The following is a 16,536-nucleotide window of genomic DNA, read 5'->3' on the forward strand; positions in this document are numbered from 1 at the left end:
TACACCGTCACGTCGACGCGGTACCCGGTCCGAAGCCACCAGCGGATAACGAAGCCACGCTAACAATCGCCCATGTGTGTGTCGAACTTCCGTGCTCGTGTCGAACTCCGCGGTGTGACGGGCACTCCGCCCCGCACCCCTGTGCTTAGCGGTCGTTACGCTGTACTCATGACCGCGGTGAACGAGGGTGCCCAGGTGACCGACTCCGTCCGGGAGGCCGTGCACGCGGCCGCGCGCCGCGCACGCGTGGCGTCGCGGACGCTGGCGCTGCTGACCACGGCGCAGAAGGACGCGGCCCTGCACGCCGCCGCCGACGCCGTCCTCGCCGCGACCGACACCGTGCTCGCGGCGAACGCCGTCGACGTGGAGACCGCCCGCGCCGCCGGCACCGAGGAATCGCTGATCGACCGGCTGCGGCTGACCGCCGACCGGATCGACGGCATCGCCTCCGGTCTGCGGCAGGTCGCCGGCCTCGCCGACCCGATCGGCGAGGTCGTGCGTGGCACCACCCTGCCGAACGGCCTCGAGATCCGTCAGCTGCGCGTCCCGCTCGGCGTGGTCGGCATGGTCTACGAGGCCCGGCCCAACGTCACCGTCGACGCGTTCGGTCTGGCACTGAAGTCCGGCAACGCCGCCCTGCTGCGCGGCTCTTCGTCGGCCAAGACCTCCAACGCCGCCCTCGTCGAGGTGTTGCGCTCCGCGCTGACCGCACAGGGGCTGCCCGCCGACGCCGTGCAGCTGCTGCCCAGCGAGGACCGTTCCTCCGTCACCCACCTGATCCAGGCCCGCGGACTCGTCGACGTGGTCATCCCGCGTGGCGGCGCCGGACTGATCAGTGCCGTCGTCCGCGACGCCACGGTGCCGACCATCGAGACCGGTGTCGGCAACTGCCACGTCTACGTGCACTCCGCGGCCGACCTGGTCAAGGCAGAGAGAATCGTGATCAACGCCAAGACCCGCCGGCCCAGTGTGTGCAACACCGCCGAGACGATCCTGATCGACGCCGCCATCGCGGACACCGCGGTTCCCGCGCTGACGCAGGCGCTGCAGGCGCAGAGCGTCGTCATCCACGGCGACCTGGAGGGCCAGGTGCCCGCCACCGAGGCCGACTGGGCCGAGGAGTACCTGACCCTGGACGTCGCGATGAAGGTGGTCGCCGACCTGAACGCGGCGGTCGAGCACATCGACCGCTACGGCACCGGGCACACCGAGGCCATCGTCACCGACGACCTGTCCGCGGCCCGCGAGTTCACCGCCCGCGTCGACGCGGCCGCCGTCATGGTCAACGCGTCGACCGCCTTCACCGACGGGGAGCAGTTCGGGTTCGGCGCCGAGATCGGCATCTCCACCCAGAAGCTGCACGCCCGCGGCCCGATGGGCCTGCCCGAGCTCACCTCCACCAAGTGGGTGGTGTGGGGCGACGGTCACACCCGCCCCGCCTGACCTCCAGCCCGAAAGGTTCCATCGTGGATCGAGCACTTCCCGTCACCCCGCCCGTGTTCAGCAGCGTCGACGACGTCATCGCCCGGCTCGCCGAGACCGGCTACCTCGCGGACAAGGGCACCGCCACCGCGGTGTTCCTCGCCGACCGGCTCGGCAAGCCGCTGCTCATCGAGGGTCCGGCCGGTGTCGGCAAGACCGAGCTGTCGCGGGCCGTGGCGCAGACGTCCGGCGCCGAACTGGTGCGGTTGCAGTGCTACGAGGGCGTGGACGAGGCCCGCGCCCTCTACGAGTGGAACCACGCCAAGCAGATCCTGCGCATCCAGGCCAGCTCGGAGCACTCGTGGGACGAGACGAAGCAGGACGTGTTCGCCGAGGAGTTCCTGCTCTCACGCCCGCTGCTGACCGCGATCCGCCGCGAGGACCCGACCGTGCTCCTGATCGACGAGGTCGACAAGGCGGACGTCGAGATCGAGGGGCTGCTGCTCGAGGTGCTCAGTGATTTCGCGGTCACCGTGCCCGAACTCGGCACCATCACCGCCACCCGCAAGCCGTTCACGGTGCTGACCTCCAACGGCACCCGGGAGCTGTCCGAGGCGCTCAAGCGGCGCTGCCTGTTCCTGCACCTGGACTTCCCGGACGCCGACCTCGAACGCCGTATTCTCGCCAGCCGGGTTCCCGAGCTGCCCGAGGCGGTCGCCGAACAGCTCGTGCGCACCATCCGGGTGCTGCGTGGCATGCAGCTCAAGAAGCTGCCGTCGGTCGCGGAGACCATCGACTGGGGTCGCACCCTGCTCGCACTCGGGATGGACACCCTCGACGACGACGCGATCCGCACCACGATGGGCGTCGTCCTCAAGCACCAGTCCGACCAGCAGCGCGCTGCCGCCGAGCTGCGCCTCAACTAGGTCGCGGGCGAGAAGACACAGGAGGCGTCATGGCCGTCACCGCAGGCCCGTCCGGGGTTCCCGCGGCACCGTACGGGCTGCCCGGGCATCTCGTGGACTTCGTGGAGGCCCTGCGCAAGCGGGGGATCGCCGTCGGGCCGTCGGAGACAGTCGACGCCGGTCAGGTGATGTCGGTGCTCGACCTCCTCGACCGGGAGGCGCTGCGGGAGGGGCTCGCCTGCGCGCTGCTGCGCAGGCCCACCCATCGGGCCACCTACGACGCCCTGTTCGACCTGTGGTTCCCGGCCGGGGTCGGTCAGCGCGCCGACGGCACCGGGGAGATCGACGTCGACATCCCGCGGGGCGAGGACGGCGAGGTCGACTTCGAGGCGCTGCGCGAGCTGATCGCCGGACTGCTCGTGGACGGTTCCCCGGAGGCACTTGCCCGGGTCGAACAGTTGACGGCGCAACTCGTCGAGCAACTCGGCCAGTACCAGTCCTCGAAGGGGCCCTCATTCTCCGCCTACCAGGCGCTGCGGGACGTGGCGCCGGAGACGCTGCTGTCGCGGATCCTCGACGGCCTGCTCGGCAACGCCGGCCAGGCCGAGCACGAGGCCGCCGACTACGCCACCGAGATCGCCCGCCGCACGGCGGCGCAGCGGATCGCGGACTTCCGCAAGATGGTCGAGGTCGAGACACGCCGCCGCTCCGCCGAACAACTCGGCAGGGAGCGGGTCGCGAGCTACGGGGTGCCCAAGCTCGCGGAGGAGGTCGACTTCCTGCGCGCGTCCGACACCGAGATGGTGGCGTTGCGGCGCACCGTGACACCGCTGGCGCGCAAGCTCGCGAGCAGGCTCGCCGCCCGCCGCAGACGGTCCCGGGCCGGTGCGATCGACCTGCGCAAGACCCTGCGCAAATCGATGTCCACCGGTGGGGTCCCGATCGACCTGGTGCTGCGCAAGCCCCGTCCCGCCCGCCCGGAGCTGGTGGTGCTGTGCGACGTGTCGGGATCGGTGGCCGGGTTCTCGAACTTCACGCTGCTGCTCGTGCACGCGCTGCGGGAGCAGTTCTCCCGGGTGCGGGTCTTCGCGTTCATCGACACCACCGACGAGGTCACCCGGTTCTTCGACTCGGGGGCCGATCTCGGCGCGTCGATGTCGCGGATGATCCGGGAAGCGGACCTGATCGCCTACGACGGGCACTCCGACTACGGCAACGCGATCGGGGTGTTCGCGGAGCGGTTCGCGCACACGCTGACCGGGAAGACGTCGATGCTGATCCTCGGCGACGCCCGCAACAACTACCGCGACACGAACGTCGCGTCGCTCGCACACCTGGCCACCGTCGCCAAGCACACGCACTGGCTGAACCCGGAGCCGCGCGGACAGTGGGGCAGCGGCGACTCCGCCGCCAAGGTGTACGCCGACGTGGTGCAGATGCACGAGTGCCGCAACGCGCAGCAGTTGGCGGCCGTCGTCTCCGGGCTGCTGCCGATCTGACGCCGGACCGTGCCAGTAAGCTCGATCCTCGTGCGAAACGCAGAGATGGCCGGCAAGCGCCGACGGCGGCTGGGCGTGATGGGTGGCACGTTCGATCCCATCCACCACGGACACCTCGTCGCGGCCAGTGAGGTAGCCGACCGCTTCGATCTCGACGAGGTCATCTTCGTCCCGACCGGGCAGCCCTGGCAGAAGGCGGGCAAGGACGTCAGCGCCGCCGAGGACCGCTACCTGATGACGGTCATCGCGACCGCGTCGAACCCGAGCTTCTCCGTCAGCCGGGTCGACGTGGACCGCCACAAGGACACCTACACCGTCGACACCCTCCGTGACCTGCACTCCCAGCACCCCGACGCGGACCTGTTCTTCATCACCGGCGCCGACGCGCTCGAGACGATCCTGTCCTGGCAGAATTGGGAGGAGATGTTCGAGCTGGCCAAGTTCGTGGGTGTGAGCCGGCCCGGGTACGAGCTCGGCGACGACCACCTGGCCGAACATCTCGCCGACCGCCCGGACGCCCTGACCCTCGTCGAGATCCCCGCCATGGCGATCTCGTCCACGGACTGCCGGAAGCGGGCAAGTGAGAACCGGCCCGTCTGGTACCTGGTGCCGGACGGGGTGGTGCAGTACATCTCCAAGCGCAACCTGTACCGACCACGCGATGCCGAGCGCCTCGACGGGGCGGTCACGGTGTCGGGGCCGGCACCGCAGAACAACATCAGTCAACCGAACCGGGAGAACACCTAAGTGAGCGCATCCGCCGAAGCACTCGAGATGTCGCGGATCGCCGCGCTGGCCGCAGACGAGAAGCTGGCCAACGACGTGGTGGTGCTCGACGTGTCCGAGCAGTTGGTCATCACCGACTGCTTCGTCATCGCCTCCGCCTCCAACGAGCGCCAGGTCAACTCAGTCGTGGAGAACATCGAGGACAAGCTCCGCGAGGCCGGGCACAAGCCGGTCCGCAAGGAGGGCACCCGGGAGGGCCGCTGGGCGCTGCTCGACTACGTCGACCTGGTGGTCCACGTCCAGCACGACGACGAGCGCAACTTCTACGGCCTGGAGCGGCTGTGGAAGGACTGCCCGATCGTCCCGGTCGACGGCATCGAGCCGCGGTCGACCGAATGGGGTGCCGACTCCGACGGTGACGTCGTGGACGAGCAGGCCGCCGAACTGGGCGGCGCCGACCAGGGCGAGCCGGAGTCCGGGCGGTGACAGCTGCCGCGGCGTCTCCGGCGCGGCATTCGATCGCGGCCCCGCCGCGGCGACTGATCCTGCTGCGGCACGGGCAGACCGAGTACAACGCCGGTGACCGGATGCAGGGCCAGCTCGACACGGACCTGTCCGAGCTCGGGCGCGTGCAGGCCAAGTCGGCGGCCCGGGCGTTGGGCGAGCGCGGCCCGGCCGAGATCGTCAGCTCCGACCTGCGTCGGGCGCTGGACACCGCGACCGCGCTCGGTGATCATGCCGGGCTGGCCGTCGCCACCGACCAGCGACTGCGGGAAACCCACCTCGGCGAGTGGCAGGGGCTCACCCACACCCAGGTCGACGAGCGTGATCCCGGTGCCCGCGCCGCCTGGCGTGCCGACGCCACCTGGGCTCCGCCCGGCGGGGAGAGCCGAGTCGACGTCGCCAGGCGGTCGGTCCCGGTCGTGCAGGAACTGCTCGCCGCCCGCCCGGGATGGGGCGAGGACCCGGTCGTGCTGGTCGCGCACGGTGGCCTGATCGCCGCACTGACCGCCGCGCTGCTGGATCTGCCGGTGGACCGGTGGCCGGTGTTCGGCGGTCTCGGCAACACCAGTTGGGTGCAGTTGACCGGGCACGGGGAACCCGACGCGGTGTCCTGGCGCCTGGACGTGTGGAACGCCTCCGCGAGGGTGGCCGGCGATGTCCTCTGACCTGGATACGGCTCCCGGGCGGGGCGACCGCCCGACCCTGCTGGTGATCGCCGACTCGCTCTCGTACTTCGGACCCAAGGGCGGCCTGCCCGCCAACCATCCTCGGATCTGGCCGAATCTCGTCGCCGCCGAACTCGGCTGGGACGTCGAGTTGGTCGCGCGGATCGGCTGGACCAGCCGGGACGCGTACTGGGCGCTGATCCAGGATCCGCGGGTGTGGGCGACGGTGCCCAGGGCCGCTGCGGTCGTGTTCGCGGTCGGCGGGATGGACTCGCTGCCGTCCCCGCTGCCGACCGCGCTGCGGGAACAGTTGCGGTACGTGCGGCCGCCGGCGCTGCGCCGTCAGGTCCGCAACGCCTACCAGTGGCTGCAACCCCGACTGTCCCCGCTCGGGTGGCCGGTCGCGCTGCCGCCGAAACTGAGCGTCGAGTACCTCGAGGAGTGCCGCACGTCGCTGGCCTACATGCGGCCGGAACTGCCGGTGATCGGCTGCCTGCCGTCGGTGCACCTGAGCGACGCCTACGGCAAGGTGCACGCCGGCCGGCCGGCCGCGGTCCGTGCGCTCGAGCAGTGGAGCGCCGAAACGGGTGTTCCCCTGGTCGATCTGGCACAGGCGGTCCGCCCGGACATCTTCTCCGGCGAGGGAAACCCGGACGGCATCCACTGGGGCTGGGCCGGACACGAGGCCGTCGCCGAGGCGATGCTGTCCACGATTCGCGGCGTCCTCGCCGGGGACGGCGCGCACGCGGTCGTCGACGAGGCCCGGTAGGCCCGATGTCCGTCGTCGTCGTCACCGACTCCTCGGCCTACCTCGACCCGGACCTGGCCGAGGAACTCGGCATCCGGGTGGTTCCGTTGCACGTGCTCGTCGACGGGGAGGACCTGCGGGAAGGGCTCGACCCGATGCCGGAGGATCTGTACATCGGTACCGGGGTGACCACCTCCGGCGCCTCGCCGGGCGAACTGACGGCCGTGTATGCGCAGGCGCTCGAGGACAGCGGCGGCGACGGCGTCGTCGCCGTGCACATCTCGCGGCAGTTGTCCGGGACGTGGGAGGCGGGCCGACAGGCCGCGCAGGAGCTGGGGGAGAAGGTTCGCATCGTCGACTCCCAGTCCACTGCAATGGCTTTGGGATTCGCCGTACTGGCGGCGGCTCGGGTCGCGCGCGCGGGTGGCGGGCTGCGCGCCGTCTACGAGCGGGCCGTCGAGGTCGCGGACCGGGGCCGGGTCCTGATCATGGTCGACCGGCTCGACCACCTGCGTCGCGGCGGCCGTATCGGTGCCGCCGCCGCGCTGCTCGGTACCGCGCTCGCGATGAAGCCGGTGCTGCACCTCGTCGACGGCAAACTGGTGCTGCGGGAGAAGACCCGCACCGCGACCAAGGCGCTCGCCAAGCTGGTCGACGCCGCCGTCGACCAGGCCGGTCCCGGCGACGTCGCGGTCGCGGTGCACCATGTCGGCGCAGCCGAGCGGGCGGCCGAGGTGGCCGCGGCCCTGCGCCCACGACTGCCGGACGCGAGCGAGTTCGTCGTCGCGGAGTTGGGGCCGGTCATCGCCAGCCATCTGGGGCCGGGTGCGGTCGGGTTGCTGGTCGTCCCGGGGGGTGCGGGCGCAGGTCCGGAGGTCGGCGACCCCGCGTCGGACACCGGCGACACCGAGTAGTCCACAGCGCCGGAATTCATCCACAGCCCAGCGGGTTTGCGCCCGTTGTGCGGAAATTCGCTCCGAGCGCCGTCCTAGCGTCGGGGCATGGGCAGCACCGACGAGGCACGCGAGCAGATCCGGCGCAGACTCGACGCCGTCACCGGACGAGGCGCAGCGGCGCCCGGGACGGGGGAGGGCGCCGACCCGTCACCTGACGACGCGCAGCCCGGCTGGCTCGACCCGGATCCCGAGCCGTCCGGTCCGCGTCTGCGCTTCGCACCCGGCCGGCGAGGGGTGGTCGCGCTGGCCCTCGTCGCACTGACCGCGGCAGGGATCGGCGCGGTCGTGGTGTGGCGGGACCGTCCGGTCGCGCAGACGGTGGCACCGCTGCCGGTCGCCGCGGCGGTCCCCGCCGGCGACGAGCCGACCGACCCGCCGCGGTCCGACCCTGCGCCGTCCGGGCCGCCGGCCGAGGAGCTCGTGGTCAGCGTGGTCGGTCTCGTGCACACCTCCGGCCTGGTCCACCTGCCGGAGGGCTCACGGGTCGCCGACGCGCTGGCCGCTGCGGGAGGTGCCCGCGACGGGGCGGACCTGTTGGGGCTCAACCTCGCTCAACGGCTTAACGATGGAGATCAGGTGCTGGTCGGCGTCGCTCCGCCGCCCGGCGCGGCACCGGTCGCGGGCAGCGCGACCGTGGGTGCCGGGCCGGGTGCAGGGACGGCTGCGGCCGCCTCGGCCGGTCCGAACGGGCCGGTGAACCTGAACGCGGCCACCGAGCAGCAGCTCGATGCGCTGCCCGGCGTCGGTCCGGTCACAGCCGCCGCGATCGTCGCCTGGCGCACCACCAACGGCCGGTTCACCGATGTCGAGCAGCTCGGAGAGGTGGACGGCATCGGCCCGGCCCGCCTGGAGAAGCTGCGCGACCTCGTGACGGTTCGGTGACGGACCGGCAGGCCCGTCCGATCGACCTGCGGCTGCTGCCGTCCGCCGTGATGTGCTGGGCCGCAACCGCGATCGGACTCGTGGCCGGCTGGCGTGCGGCACTGTGGGTGGCGGTCGTCGCCACGTCGGGTGCGGTGGCAATCGGGCTGATCGTCCGTCGCGGCCGGTGGTCCGCGCTGGCCGGAACCGCCGTCGCGGCGTTGCTCGTCGGCGCCGGATTCGCGGGAGCCACCGCGGTGCGTGCACACGCCGTCGCGACGCATCCCCTCGCCGACCGCGGCGGGTACGTCACCCTCACCGTCGACACCCGCGGCGATCCCGAGCCGGTCCGGTCCGCGCGCGAGGACACGGTGATGGTGCGGGCCGCGTTGCGGACGATCGGGCGGGGCGCCGGCGCGGTCGAGGTGGGCGGCGCGGTCCTGGTGTTCGCCCCGTCCGACGGCTGGCAGGATCTGTTGCCCGGCCGGCGGGTGGAACTGCGTGGCGCGGTGAGCAAACCGAAGCGCGCCGACCTGACCGTCGCGGTGGTCCGCGCCACCGGCCCACCCCGCCTGCTCGGGGAGCCGTCCTGGGCGCAGCGGGCCGCCGGACACGTGCGGGACCGGTTCGCCGCGGCATCGGCGCGGTCCCTGCCGCCCGACGCCGCGGGACTGCTGCCGGGACTCGTCGTCGGCGACACCACCGCTCTGCCGGAACTGGTGGAGGACGACTTCACCGCCGCCGGGCTGAGCCACCTGACGGCGGTCTCGGGCGCCAACGTGAGCATTCTGCTCGGTGCGGTGCTGCTGCTGACCCGCGCGCTCGCGCTCGGGCCACGCACGACCGCCGTCGTCGCCGGAATCGCGTTGGTGGGCTTCGTGATTCTCGCGCGGCCGTCGCCCAGTGTGCTGCGGGCCGCCGCGATGGGGGCGGTGGTCCTGCTGGCGATGGTCGTGGGCCGGCGGCGGCAGGCGATGCCCGCGCTCGGCGCCGCGGTCATCGCGCTGCTCGCCCTGTACCCGGACCTGGCCGTCAGTTTCGGCTTCGCACTGTCCGTGGCCGCGACCGCAGCGCTGGTGCTGGTGGCGCCGCGCTGGGCGCGGTGGCTGCAGCGGCGCGGCTGGCCGCGGGTGGCGGCGGAGGCGGTCGCGGTGGCCGTGGCCGCGCACGCCGTCACGGTGCCGCTCGTCGCCGCGATGGCCGGCACCGTGAGCACGGTGGCGGTCGCGGCGAACCTCGCGGTCGCGCCGGTCATCGCCCCGGTCACGGTGATCGGTGCGGTGGTCGCGGCGGCGGGCACGGCGTGGCTTCCCCTGGGTGCGCTCGCCGCCCACGTCACCGCGCCGCTGCTGTGGTGGCTGCTGTGGGTGGCGCGGACGTCGGCGGCCCTCCCCGGCGCGTCGGTCTCGGTGCCGTCCGGTGCGATCGGGTTCGCGGTCATCGCCGCCGTGGTGGTCGCGGCGGTGACGGCGATCGCCGTGCGGCGGCTGCGGGTCCTGCTCGCCGCGATGCTGCTCGGGGTGGCCCTGGTGTGGCTGCCGGTCCGGATGCTGTGGCCGGGATGGCCGGCGCGCGGCTGGGTGCTGGTGGCGTGCGACGTCGGGCAGGGCGACGCGTTGGTGCTCGACGCCGGGAACGGGTCGGTGGTGGTCGTCGACGCGGGGCCACAACCGAGACCGGTCGACGACTGTCTGCACCGTCTCGGCGCGCGATCGGTGGCCACCGTCGTGCTGACCCACCTGCACGCGGACCACATCGACGGACTGCCCGGGGTGCTGCGAGGGCGGTCGGTGGGCGGCGTGGTGACCGGCCCGATGCGGCTGCCGGAGGAGGGGTTCGGCCAGGTGCAGCGGCAGGCGTCGGCGGCGGGGGTGCCGGTGGTCGAGGCGCGGGCCGGGCAGACGCTGACGGCGGGGGCACTCACATTCCGGGTGCTCGGCCCGACCCTGCCCGCGCCGCGCGACCCCGGCGACGGCGACGCCGCCGCCAACGACCAGTCGCTGGTGCTGTCCGTGGACACCGTCGCCGGCCGGATCCTGCTCACCGGGGACGTCGAGGCGGACGGACAGCGGGATCTGCTGCGGGACCGGGTCCCGGTCGCCGCGGACATCCTCAAACTTCCACACCACGGCTCGCGCACCACCACACCGGAGTTCCTTCGCGCGGTCGGGGCGCGGCTGGTGATCGTCTCGGTCGGCGCCGACAACACCTTCGGCCATCCCAACCCCGGGATCCTGAGGACCCTGCAGGAGATGGGCGCCACCGTCGCGCGCACCGACCGCGGCGGCGACGTCGCGGTCAGCCGCGGCGGGGGCGGGGGTGTCGCCGTCACGCACCGCCGGCGCCGACGCGTCGGCCGGGCGTGACAGGATCGTGTGGTGACCTCCGCCGCTCCCGCACAGCTGCATCTCGTTCTCGGTGACGAGGAATTCCTCGTCGCCCGCGCCGTCTCCGCGATCGTCGCGGAGGTACGCGCGGCATCCGACAATCCCCAGGACGTGCCCGTCAGCCGGTTGCGGACCGGCGACACCAGTCCCGCCGAACTCGCGGAACTGCTCAGCCCGTCACTGTTCGCCGAGGACAAGGTCATCGTCCTCGAGGCCGCAGCCGAGGCAGGCAAGGATGCGGTCACCCTGGTGCTGGACGCCGCGGCCGCGCCACCCGACGGGTTCACGATCGTCGTGCTGCACTCCGGGGGAGGCCGGGCGAAGGCGATGGTCGGTGCGCTGCAGAAGTCGGGCGCCCAGGTGCACGAGTGCGCGAAACTCAAGCCGACGGAACGCGCCGACTTCGTGCGGTCCGAGTTCCGGGCCGCCGGGGTGAGGGTGTCCCCGGAGGTCATCGAGACGGTGCTCGACGCGGTCGGCTCCGACCTGCGCGAGCTCGCCGCGGCCTGCTCACAGCTCGCCGCGGACACCGGCGGGAAGATCGACGCCGCGGCGGTGCAGCGGTACTACTCCGGCAAGGCCGAGGTGTCCGGATTCGACGTCGCGGAACTGGCGGTCGCGGGCGACCGGTCCGGGGCACTTGAGGCCCTGCGCTGGGCGATGCTTCGGAGTGTGCCGCACGTGCTGCTCGCCGACGCCCTCGCCGACGCCGTGCACACGATCGCCCGGGTGGACTCGGCCGGCCGCGGCGACCCGTTCCGGATGGCGTCGGGCCTGGGCATGGCCCCGTGGAAGGTGAAGAAGGCACAGGCGCAGGCGCGTGGCTGGCGGCCGGAGACCCTCGGTTCGGCGCTCGAGGTGGTGGCCCAGCTCAACGCCGACGTCAAGGGTGCCGCGGCCGACGCCGACTACGCGGTGGAGTACGCCGTCCGCCGGGTCGCCGAGCTGCGCGGCTGACCGGTCTTTCGCATGTCCGGCCCGGGCCCCCGGACATGCGAAAAGACCGCCCGGTCGAGGACCGGGCGGTCTCCAGCGATGACGTTTAGGTCAGAGCTTGTTCGCAGCCAGCGCGAGCGCCGACTTCTTGTTGGCAGCCTGGTTGGCGTGGATGACGCCCTTGCTGGCAGCCTTGTCGAGCTTGCGGCTGGCGGAGACGAGGAGCTCGTTGGCCTTGTCCTTGTCGCCCGCGGCAGCAGCCTCGCGGAAGGAACGGATCGCGGTACGCAGCGAGGACTTCACCGACTGGTTGCGCAGTCGCTGACGCTCGTTGGTACGGATCCGCTTCACCTGGGACTTGATGTTGGCCACGCGTAAAATCCTGTCGTCTTCGCTGGTTTTCTGGTTGAGAAAGCTTCGGGTGCGTATGTGCACCGACAGGCCACGTTACCAGTGCCGAACCTGATGACCCAAACCGCGGGTCGCTCCAGGCTGTTGCCAGGTGCCGGAAACGCAGTTGTTTCAGGCTGCTCACCTGCGCGTTACCGTGCGCGCTGCCGGGTGGCTGCCGCTGGCGGACCATGGGCGGATGAACGCCCGAACAGTCACGAAACCAGTCCCCGGAACCGGGGCGGGGGACGTGTTCGACGGATACACCGACATCGGCCGCTACGCCCTCGCCTACGACGAGATGTTCGATGCAGGCGGCGCCGTGCGGCCACCCTACGAGGGGATCTTCGCCGCCCTCGAGCCGTCGAACGCCGCCGATCTCGCCGCCCGCGCCGACGCGCTCGCCCGGGCGTTCGTCGATCAGGGGGTCACCTTCTCCCTCTCCGGGCAGGAGCGGCCGTTCCCGCTGGATCTGGTGCCCCGGGTGATCGCCGAACGCGAGTGGGCCGCCCTCGAGCGGGGCATCACCCAGCGCGTCCGGGCGCTGGAGATGTTCCTCGCCGATGTGTACGGAGACCAGGAGATCCTGCGTGACCGGGTGGTCCCGAAACGTCTCGTCACCTCGTGTGAACACTTTCACCGCGAGGCCGCCGGGATCGTGCCTCCCAACGGCGTCCGGATCCACGTCGCAGGCATCGACGTCGTCCGCGACGCCACCGGCACCTTCCGGGTGCTCGAGGACAACCTCAGGTCCCCGTCCGGGGTGTCCTATGTGATGGAGAACCGCCGCACCATGGCGCGGGTGTTTCCCGACCTGTTCTCTTCGCACCGGGTGCGGGCCGTCGGTGACTACGCCGCACAACTGCTGCGGGCGCTGCGGGCGTCGGCCGCGGTCAACACCGCGGACCCGACGGTGGTGGTGCTGACCCCCGGCATCGCGAACTCCGCGTACTTCGAGCACTCGCTGCTGGCGCGGCAGATGGGTGTCGAACTCGTCGAGGGTCGGGACCTGTTCTGCCGCGACAACGTCGTCTACATGCGCACCACCGAGGGGGAGCGGCAGGTCGACGTCGTCTATCGCCGCATCGACGACGACTTCCTCGACCCGATGCACTTCCGGCCCGACTCAGTCCTGGGCGTCGCCGGGCTGCTCAACGCGGCCCGGGCGGGCAACGTCGTCATCTCCAGCGCCGTCGGCAACGGGGTCGGTGACGACAAACTGGTCTACACGTACGTGCCCTCGATCATCGAGTACTACCTCGGCGAGAAGCCGCTGCTGGCGAACGTCGACACCTACCGGTGCTGGCTGCCGGACGAGTGCGAGCAGGTCCTCGACCGGCTCGCCGAGCTGGTGATCAAGCCGGTCGAGGGGTCCGGTGGCTACGGCATCGTGTTCGGGCCGGATGCCTCGCGTCGGGAACTCGCCGAGGTCGCCGCGAAGATCCGCGCCGACCCGCGCGGCTGGATCGCGCAGCCGGTGGTCCAGCTGTCCACCGTGCCGACCAAGGTCGGGGACGTCCTCGCGCCGCGACACGTGGACCTGCGCCCGTTCGCCGTCAACGACGGCGAGGGCGTGTGGGTGCTGCCGGGCGGACTGACGCGGGTGGCGCTGCCGGAGGGGTCGCTCGTCGTCAACTCCAGCCAGGGCGGCGGCAGCAAGGACACCTGGGTGCTGGCCGGCCGGGTCCCCGACACCGAACGCGAGCTCGGCGGGGGTGAACTGGTCGGGGAGCCGGTCCGGCCCGGGCACAGCGAACTCGGCCCGGAACTGTCCGCCGGACAGCAGCAGCAACAGCAGCAGCAAAACGCCAGACAACGGCAGGCGGCCGGGTCGGACGGGAAGGCGGTGGGCCCCGATGCTCGCACGTAACGCGGAGTCGATGTACTGGATCGGCAGGTACGTCGAGCGCGCCGACGACACCGCCCGGATCCTGGACGTCGCGGTCCACCAGCTGTTCGAGGACTCCACCGTCGACCCGGACCGGTCGTCACGGCTGCTGCTTCGGGTGCTCGGCATCGACACGCCGGAAGGTCCGCTCGACGTGTGGTCGCTCACCGATCTGGTCGCGTTCGGTAGGGATCGAGGGGGCTCGATCGTCGACTCGCTCTCGCGCGCACGGGAGAACGCCCGCGGTGCAAGGGAAGTGACGTCCACCGAGATGTGGGAGTGCCTCAACACCACGTATCACGGTCTCGCCGAACGGGAGAGGGCCGCGCGCAGGCTCGGTCCGCACGAGTTCTTCGCCTACGTCGAGACCCGCGCCGCCATGTTCGCCGGCCTCGCCGACTCCACCCTCAGTCGTGACGACGGCTACCGCTTCCTGCTGCTCGGCCGCTCCGTCGAGCGGGTCGACATGCTGGTGCGACTGCTGCTCTCGCGTGCCGGGGACCGCAACAGTTCCCCGGCCTGGGTGACGGTGCTGCGGTCGGCCGGCGCCCAGGACACCTACCTGCGCACCTACCGCGGGGCCCTCGACGCCCACCGCGTCGTCGAGTTCATCCTGCTCGACCGGTTGTTCCCGCGGTCGGTGTTCCACGCGATCCGGCAGGCGGAACTGTGTCTCGACCAGCTCGACACCCACCCGCACAGCCGGGTCGGGACCCGCGACGAGGCGCAGCGCATCCTCGGGCGGGCCCGCAGCGAGCTCGAGTTCCTGCCGCCTGGGGTGGTGATGGAGGACCTGCAACTGCGCCTGCTCGCGCTGCAGAACACCTGCCGCACCCTGGGGGAGGCGATCGCGCAGCAGTACTTCCACTCCGCCCCCTGGGTGGCGTGGACCGACGCCGGGGCCGGGGTGGCCGCGGGAGTGGAGGGGGAGCGATGACCTGGCGACTGCGGGTGGTGCACACCACCGGATTCGCGTACAACGCACCGGTGACGTCGTCGTTCAACGAGGCCCGGTTGACGCCGCGCAGCGACGCGCGGCAGAACGTCATCCACAACCGGGTCGAGACGGTGCCGGCCACCCGGGCGTACCGCTACACCGACTACTGGGGCACCGCGGTCACCGCGTTCGACCTGCACGCCCCGCACACCACGCTCGCCGTCACCGGCTCGTCGGTGGTCGAGACCGAGGCGGTCACGATCCCTGCGGACACCGTCGGCTGGGATCGGCTGGGCGAGGATCACATTCGCGACCAGTACGGCGAATACCTGTGCGGCACCGGCTATGTCCCGTCCAGTGACCACTTCGACGACGTCGCGCAGCGTCTGCGTCGCGAGTGCCGGCCCGCCGAGGCCGTCGTCGCGGCCGCCGGATGGGTGCACGAGCAGATGTCGTACGTTCCGGGGTCGACCGGCGTGCACACCTCGGCACTGGAGGCGTGGGAGGAACGGCGCGGGGTCTGTCAGGACTACGCGCACCTCACCTTGCTGCTGCTGCGTGCCATGGGAATTCCCAGTCGATATGTGTCCGGCTACCTGCATCCGAATCCGGATGCGGCACTGGGTGAGGCGGTCAGCGCCGAGTCGCATGCCTGGGTTCAGGCGTGGACCGGGTCGTGGTGGGGATACGACCCGACGAACGCGGTCCTGGTGAACGAGCAGCACGTGTCGGTTGCCGTCGGGCGGGACTACGCGGACGTGCCGCCGCTCAAGGGAATTTACTCGGGAGGTGGCTCGACAGACCTCGATGTCGTTGTGGAGATGGTACGTCTCGCGTAGCGTCCGGCCGGAGCTATTCCCGTTCCGTCCTTCGACGCAGCAAAAAGGTGGCACATGTCTCCCACAGCACAGGAAATCTCCGAGAAGGAACACTTTTCCGATGCCAAGAAGTACGTCGCTGAAGGCATCGGCACGTTCGTGCTGGTGTTCGTCTCGGTCGGCACGGCCGTCATCGCGGGCAGCAAGGTCGGCAATCTCGGGGTCGCGCTCGCCTTCGGTCTGACCCTGGCGTTCCTGGTCTACGCGATCGGCCCGGTGTCCGGCTGCCACGTCAACCCGGCGGTCACGTTCGGCCAGTTCCTGATCGGACGCATCGAGGCCGTGAAGGCGTTGATGTACGTGGGCGCCCAGGTGCTCGGCGGTCTCGTCGCCGGTGTGGTGCTGTTCGCGGTCGCCAAGAGCCTGCCCTCCTACGATCGGGCGACCAACGGGCTCGGCGCGAACGGGTGGGGCGACCACAGCCCGTCCGCGATCCAGGGGCCGCTCGGCGGCGTCCTGCAGAGCGGCTACGGGATCGGCGCGATGATCGTGATCGAGATCCTGCTCACCGCGCTGCTGGTGTTCGTGGTCCTCGCGTCCACCGACCAACTGTCCGACGTGCCGCTCGCCGGCATCGCGATCGGCTTCACCCTCGCCGTCATCCACATCATGTCGATCCCGATCGACAACACCTCGGTCAACCCGGCGCGCAGCTTCGCCGTCGCCTGGTACCAGGACGGCGCGCCGGTTCAGCTGTGGGCCTTCATCGTGTTCCCGCTGATCGGTGGTGCGCTGGGCGCGTTCGCGTACCGCTCGCTGTTCGGACGCTTCGACCGGCTCCACGACTGACAACTCGTTTCGCGACCGATGATCGGGCGCCGGCCACTGTTGGCC

The 16,536-nt window shown here is 71.4% G+C and carries 16 protein-coding genes; 15 read left to right on the top strand and 1 reads right to left on the bottom strand.

All coding sequences use genetic code 11. From position 1 onward, the window contains the following. Nucleotides 1-168: 168 nt before the first annotated feature. The 11 genes from ACWDU4_RS01825 to holA all read left to right on the top strand — a co-directional run bounded on the left by ACWDU4_RS01825 (nucleotide 169) and on the right by holA (nucleotide 11,630). Nucleotides 169-1,443 (top strand): glutamate-5-semialdehyde dehydrogenase, encoded by a 1,275-nt coding sequence (locus ACWDU4_RS01825; protein ID WP_450112135.1) that lies wholly within the window; start codon nucleotides 169-171, stop codon nucleotides 1,441-1,443. Nucleotides 1,444-1,466: 23 nt separating this feature from the next. Further along, nucleotides 1,467-2,348 (top strand): AAA family ATPase, encoded by an 882-nt coding sequence (locus tag ACWDU4_RS01830; RefSeq protein WP_450112136.1) that lies wholly within the window; start codon nucleotides 1,467-1,469, stop codon nucleotides 2,346-2,348. A gap of 29 nt (nucleotides 2,349-2,377) precedes the next feature. Next, nucleotides 2,378-3,826, top strand: coding sequence for a vWA domain-containing protein (locus tag ACWDU4_RS01835; protein WP_450112137.1), 1,449 nt, complete (start codon nucleotides 2,378-2,380; stop codon nucleotides 3,824-3,826). A 45-nt stretch (nucleotides 3,827-3,871) separates the two neighbouring features. Further along, a complete protein-coding gene (gene nadD, locus ACWDU4_RS01840; protein WP_450112247.1) occupies nucleotides 3,872-4,573 on the top strand; it encodes a nicotinate-nucleotide adenylyltransferase in 702 nt (233 codons plus the stop codon). Next, nucleotides 4,574-5,038: a ribosome silencing factor gene (gene rsfS / locus ACWDU4_RS01845; protein WP_450112138.1), complete on the top strand. Its 465-nt coding sequence runs from the start codon at nucleotides 4,574-4,576 to the stop codon at nucleotides 5,036-5,038. Nucleotides 5,039-5,139: 101 nt separating this feature from the next. Beyond that, nucleotides 5,140-5,721: a histidine phosphatase family protein gene (locus tag ACWDU4_RS01850; RefSeq protein WP_450112248.1), complete on the top strand. Its 582-nt coding sequence runs from the start codon at nucleotides 5,140-5,142 to the stop codon at nucleotides 5,719-5,721. Next, a complete protein-coding gene (octT, locus tag ACWDU4_RS01855; RefSeq protein ID WP_450112139.1) occupies nucleotides 5,711-6,490 on the top strand; it encodes a diglucosylglycerate octanoyltransferase in 780 nt (259 codons plus the stop codon). The genes ACWDU4_RS01850 and octT overlap by 11 nt, the downstream gene beginning before the upstream one ends. A gap of 5 nt (nucleotides 6,491-6,495) precedes the next feature. After that, nucleotides 6,496-7,383, top strand: coding sequence for a DegV family protein (locus tag ACWDU4_RS01860; RefSeq protein ID WP_450112140.1), 888 nt, complete (start codon nucleotides 6,496-6,498; stop codon nucleotides 7,381-7,383). An 87-nt stretch (nucleotides 7,384-7,470) separates the two neighbouring features. After that, a complete protein-coding gene (locus tag ACWDU4_RS01865; protein WP_450112141.1) occupies nucleotides 7,471-8,307 on the top strand; it encodes a ComEA family DNA-binding protein in 837 nt (278 codons plus the stop codon). Between the two features lie 50 nt (nucleotides 8,308-8,357). Then, on the top strand, nucleotides 8,358-10,652 hold the full coding sequence (locus ACWDU4_RS01870; protein WP_450112249.1) for a ComEC/Rec2 family competence protein: 2,295 nt from the start codon (nucleotides 8,358-8,360) through the stop codon (nucleotides 10,650-10,652). Nucleotides 10,653-10,661: 9 nt separating this feature from the next. Further along, the gene (gene holA, locus ACWDU4_RS01875) at nucleotides 10,662-11,630 is read left to right on the top strand and encodes a DNA polymerase III subunit delta (protein WP_450112142.1); all 969 of its coding nucleotides are present in this window, start codon (nucleotides 10,662-10,664) and stop codon (nucleotides 11,628-11,630) included. Between the two features lie 90 nt (nucleotides 11,631-11,720). On the opposite strand, the gene rpsT is transcribed toward holA, so the two are convergent. Beyond that, nucleotides 11,721-11,981, bottom strand: coding sequence for a 30S ribosomal protein S20 (gene rpsT, locus ACWDU4_RS01880; RefSeq protein ID WP_387469975.1), 261 nt, complete (start codon nucleotides 11,979-11,981; stop codon nucleotides 11,721-11,723). A gap of 217 nt (nucleotides 11,982-12,198) precedes the next feature. Between rpsT and ACWDU4_RS01885 the strand changes: the two genes are divergently transcribed. Genes ACWDU4_RS01885 through ACWDU4_RS01900 form a run of 4 tightly spaced genes read left to right on the top strand, consistent with a single transcriptional unit; the run spans nucleotide 12,199 to nucleotide 16,491 of the window. Then, the gene (locus ACWDU4_RS01885; RefSeq protein ID WP_450112143.1) at nucleotides 12,199-13,869 is read left to right on the top strand and encodes a circularly permuted type 2 ATP-grasp protein; all 1,671 of its coding nucleotides are present in this window, start codon (nucleotides 12,199-12,201) and stop codon (nucleotides 13,867-13,869) included. Then, entirely contained in the window at nucleotides 13,856-14,824 is a 969-nt protein-coding gene (locus tag ACWDU4_RS01890; protein ID WP_450112144.1) for an alpha-E domain-containing protein, read from the top strand. Before ACWDU4_RS01885 ends, ACWDU4_RS01890 begins: the two co-directional genes overlap by 14 nt. Then, the gene (locus ACWDU4_RS01895; protein ID WP_450112145.1) at nucleotides 14,821-15,663 is read left to right on the top strand and encodes a transglutaminase family protein; all 843 of its coding nucleotides are present in this window, start codon (nucleotides 14,821-14,823) and stop codon (nucleotides 15,661-15,663) included. Before ACWDU4_RS01890 ends, ACWDU4_RS01895 begins: the two co-directional genes overlap by 4 nt. A 54-nt stretch (nucleotides 15,664-15,717) precedes the next feature. Further along, the gene (locus ACWDU4_RS01900; protein WP_450112146.1) at nucleotides 15,718-16,491 is read left to right on the top strand and encodes an aquaporin; all 774 of its coding nucleotides are present in this window, start codon (nucleotides 15,718-15,720) and stop codon (nucleotides 16,489-16,491) included. Nucleotides 16,492-16,536: the final 45 nt, after the last annotated feature.

The sequence above is a fragment of the Rhodococcus sp. NPDC003348 genome (assembly GCF_053589375.1).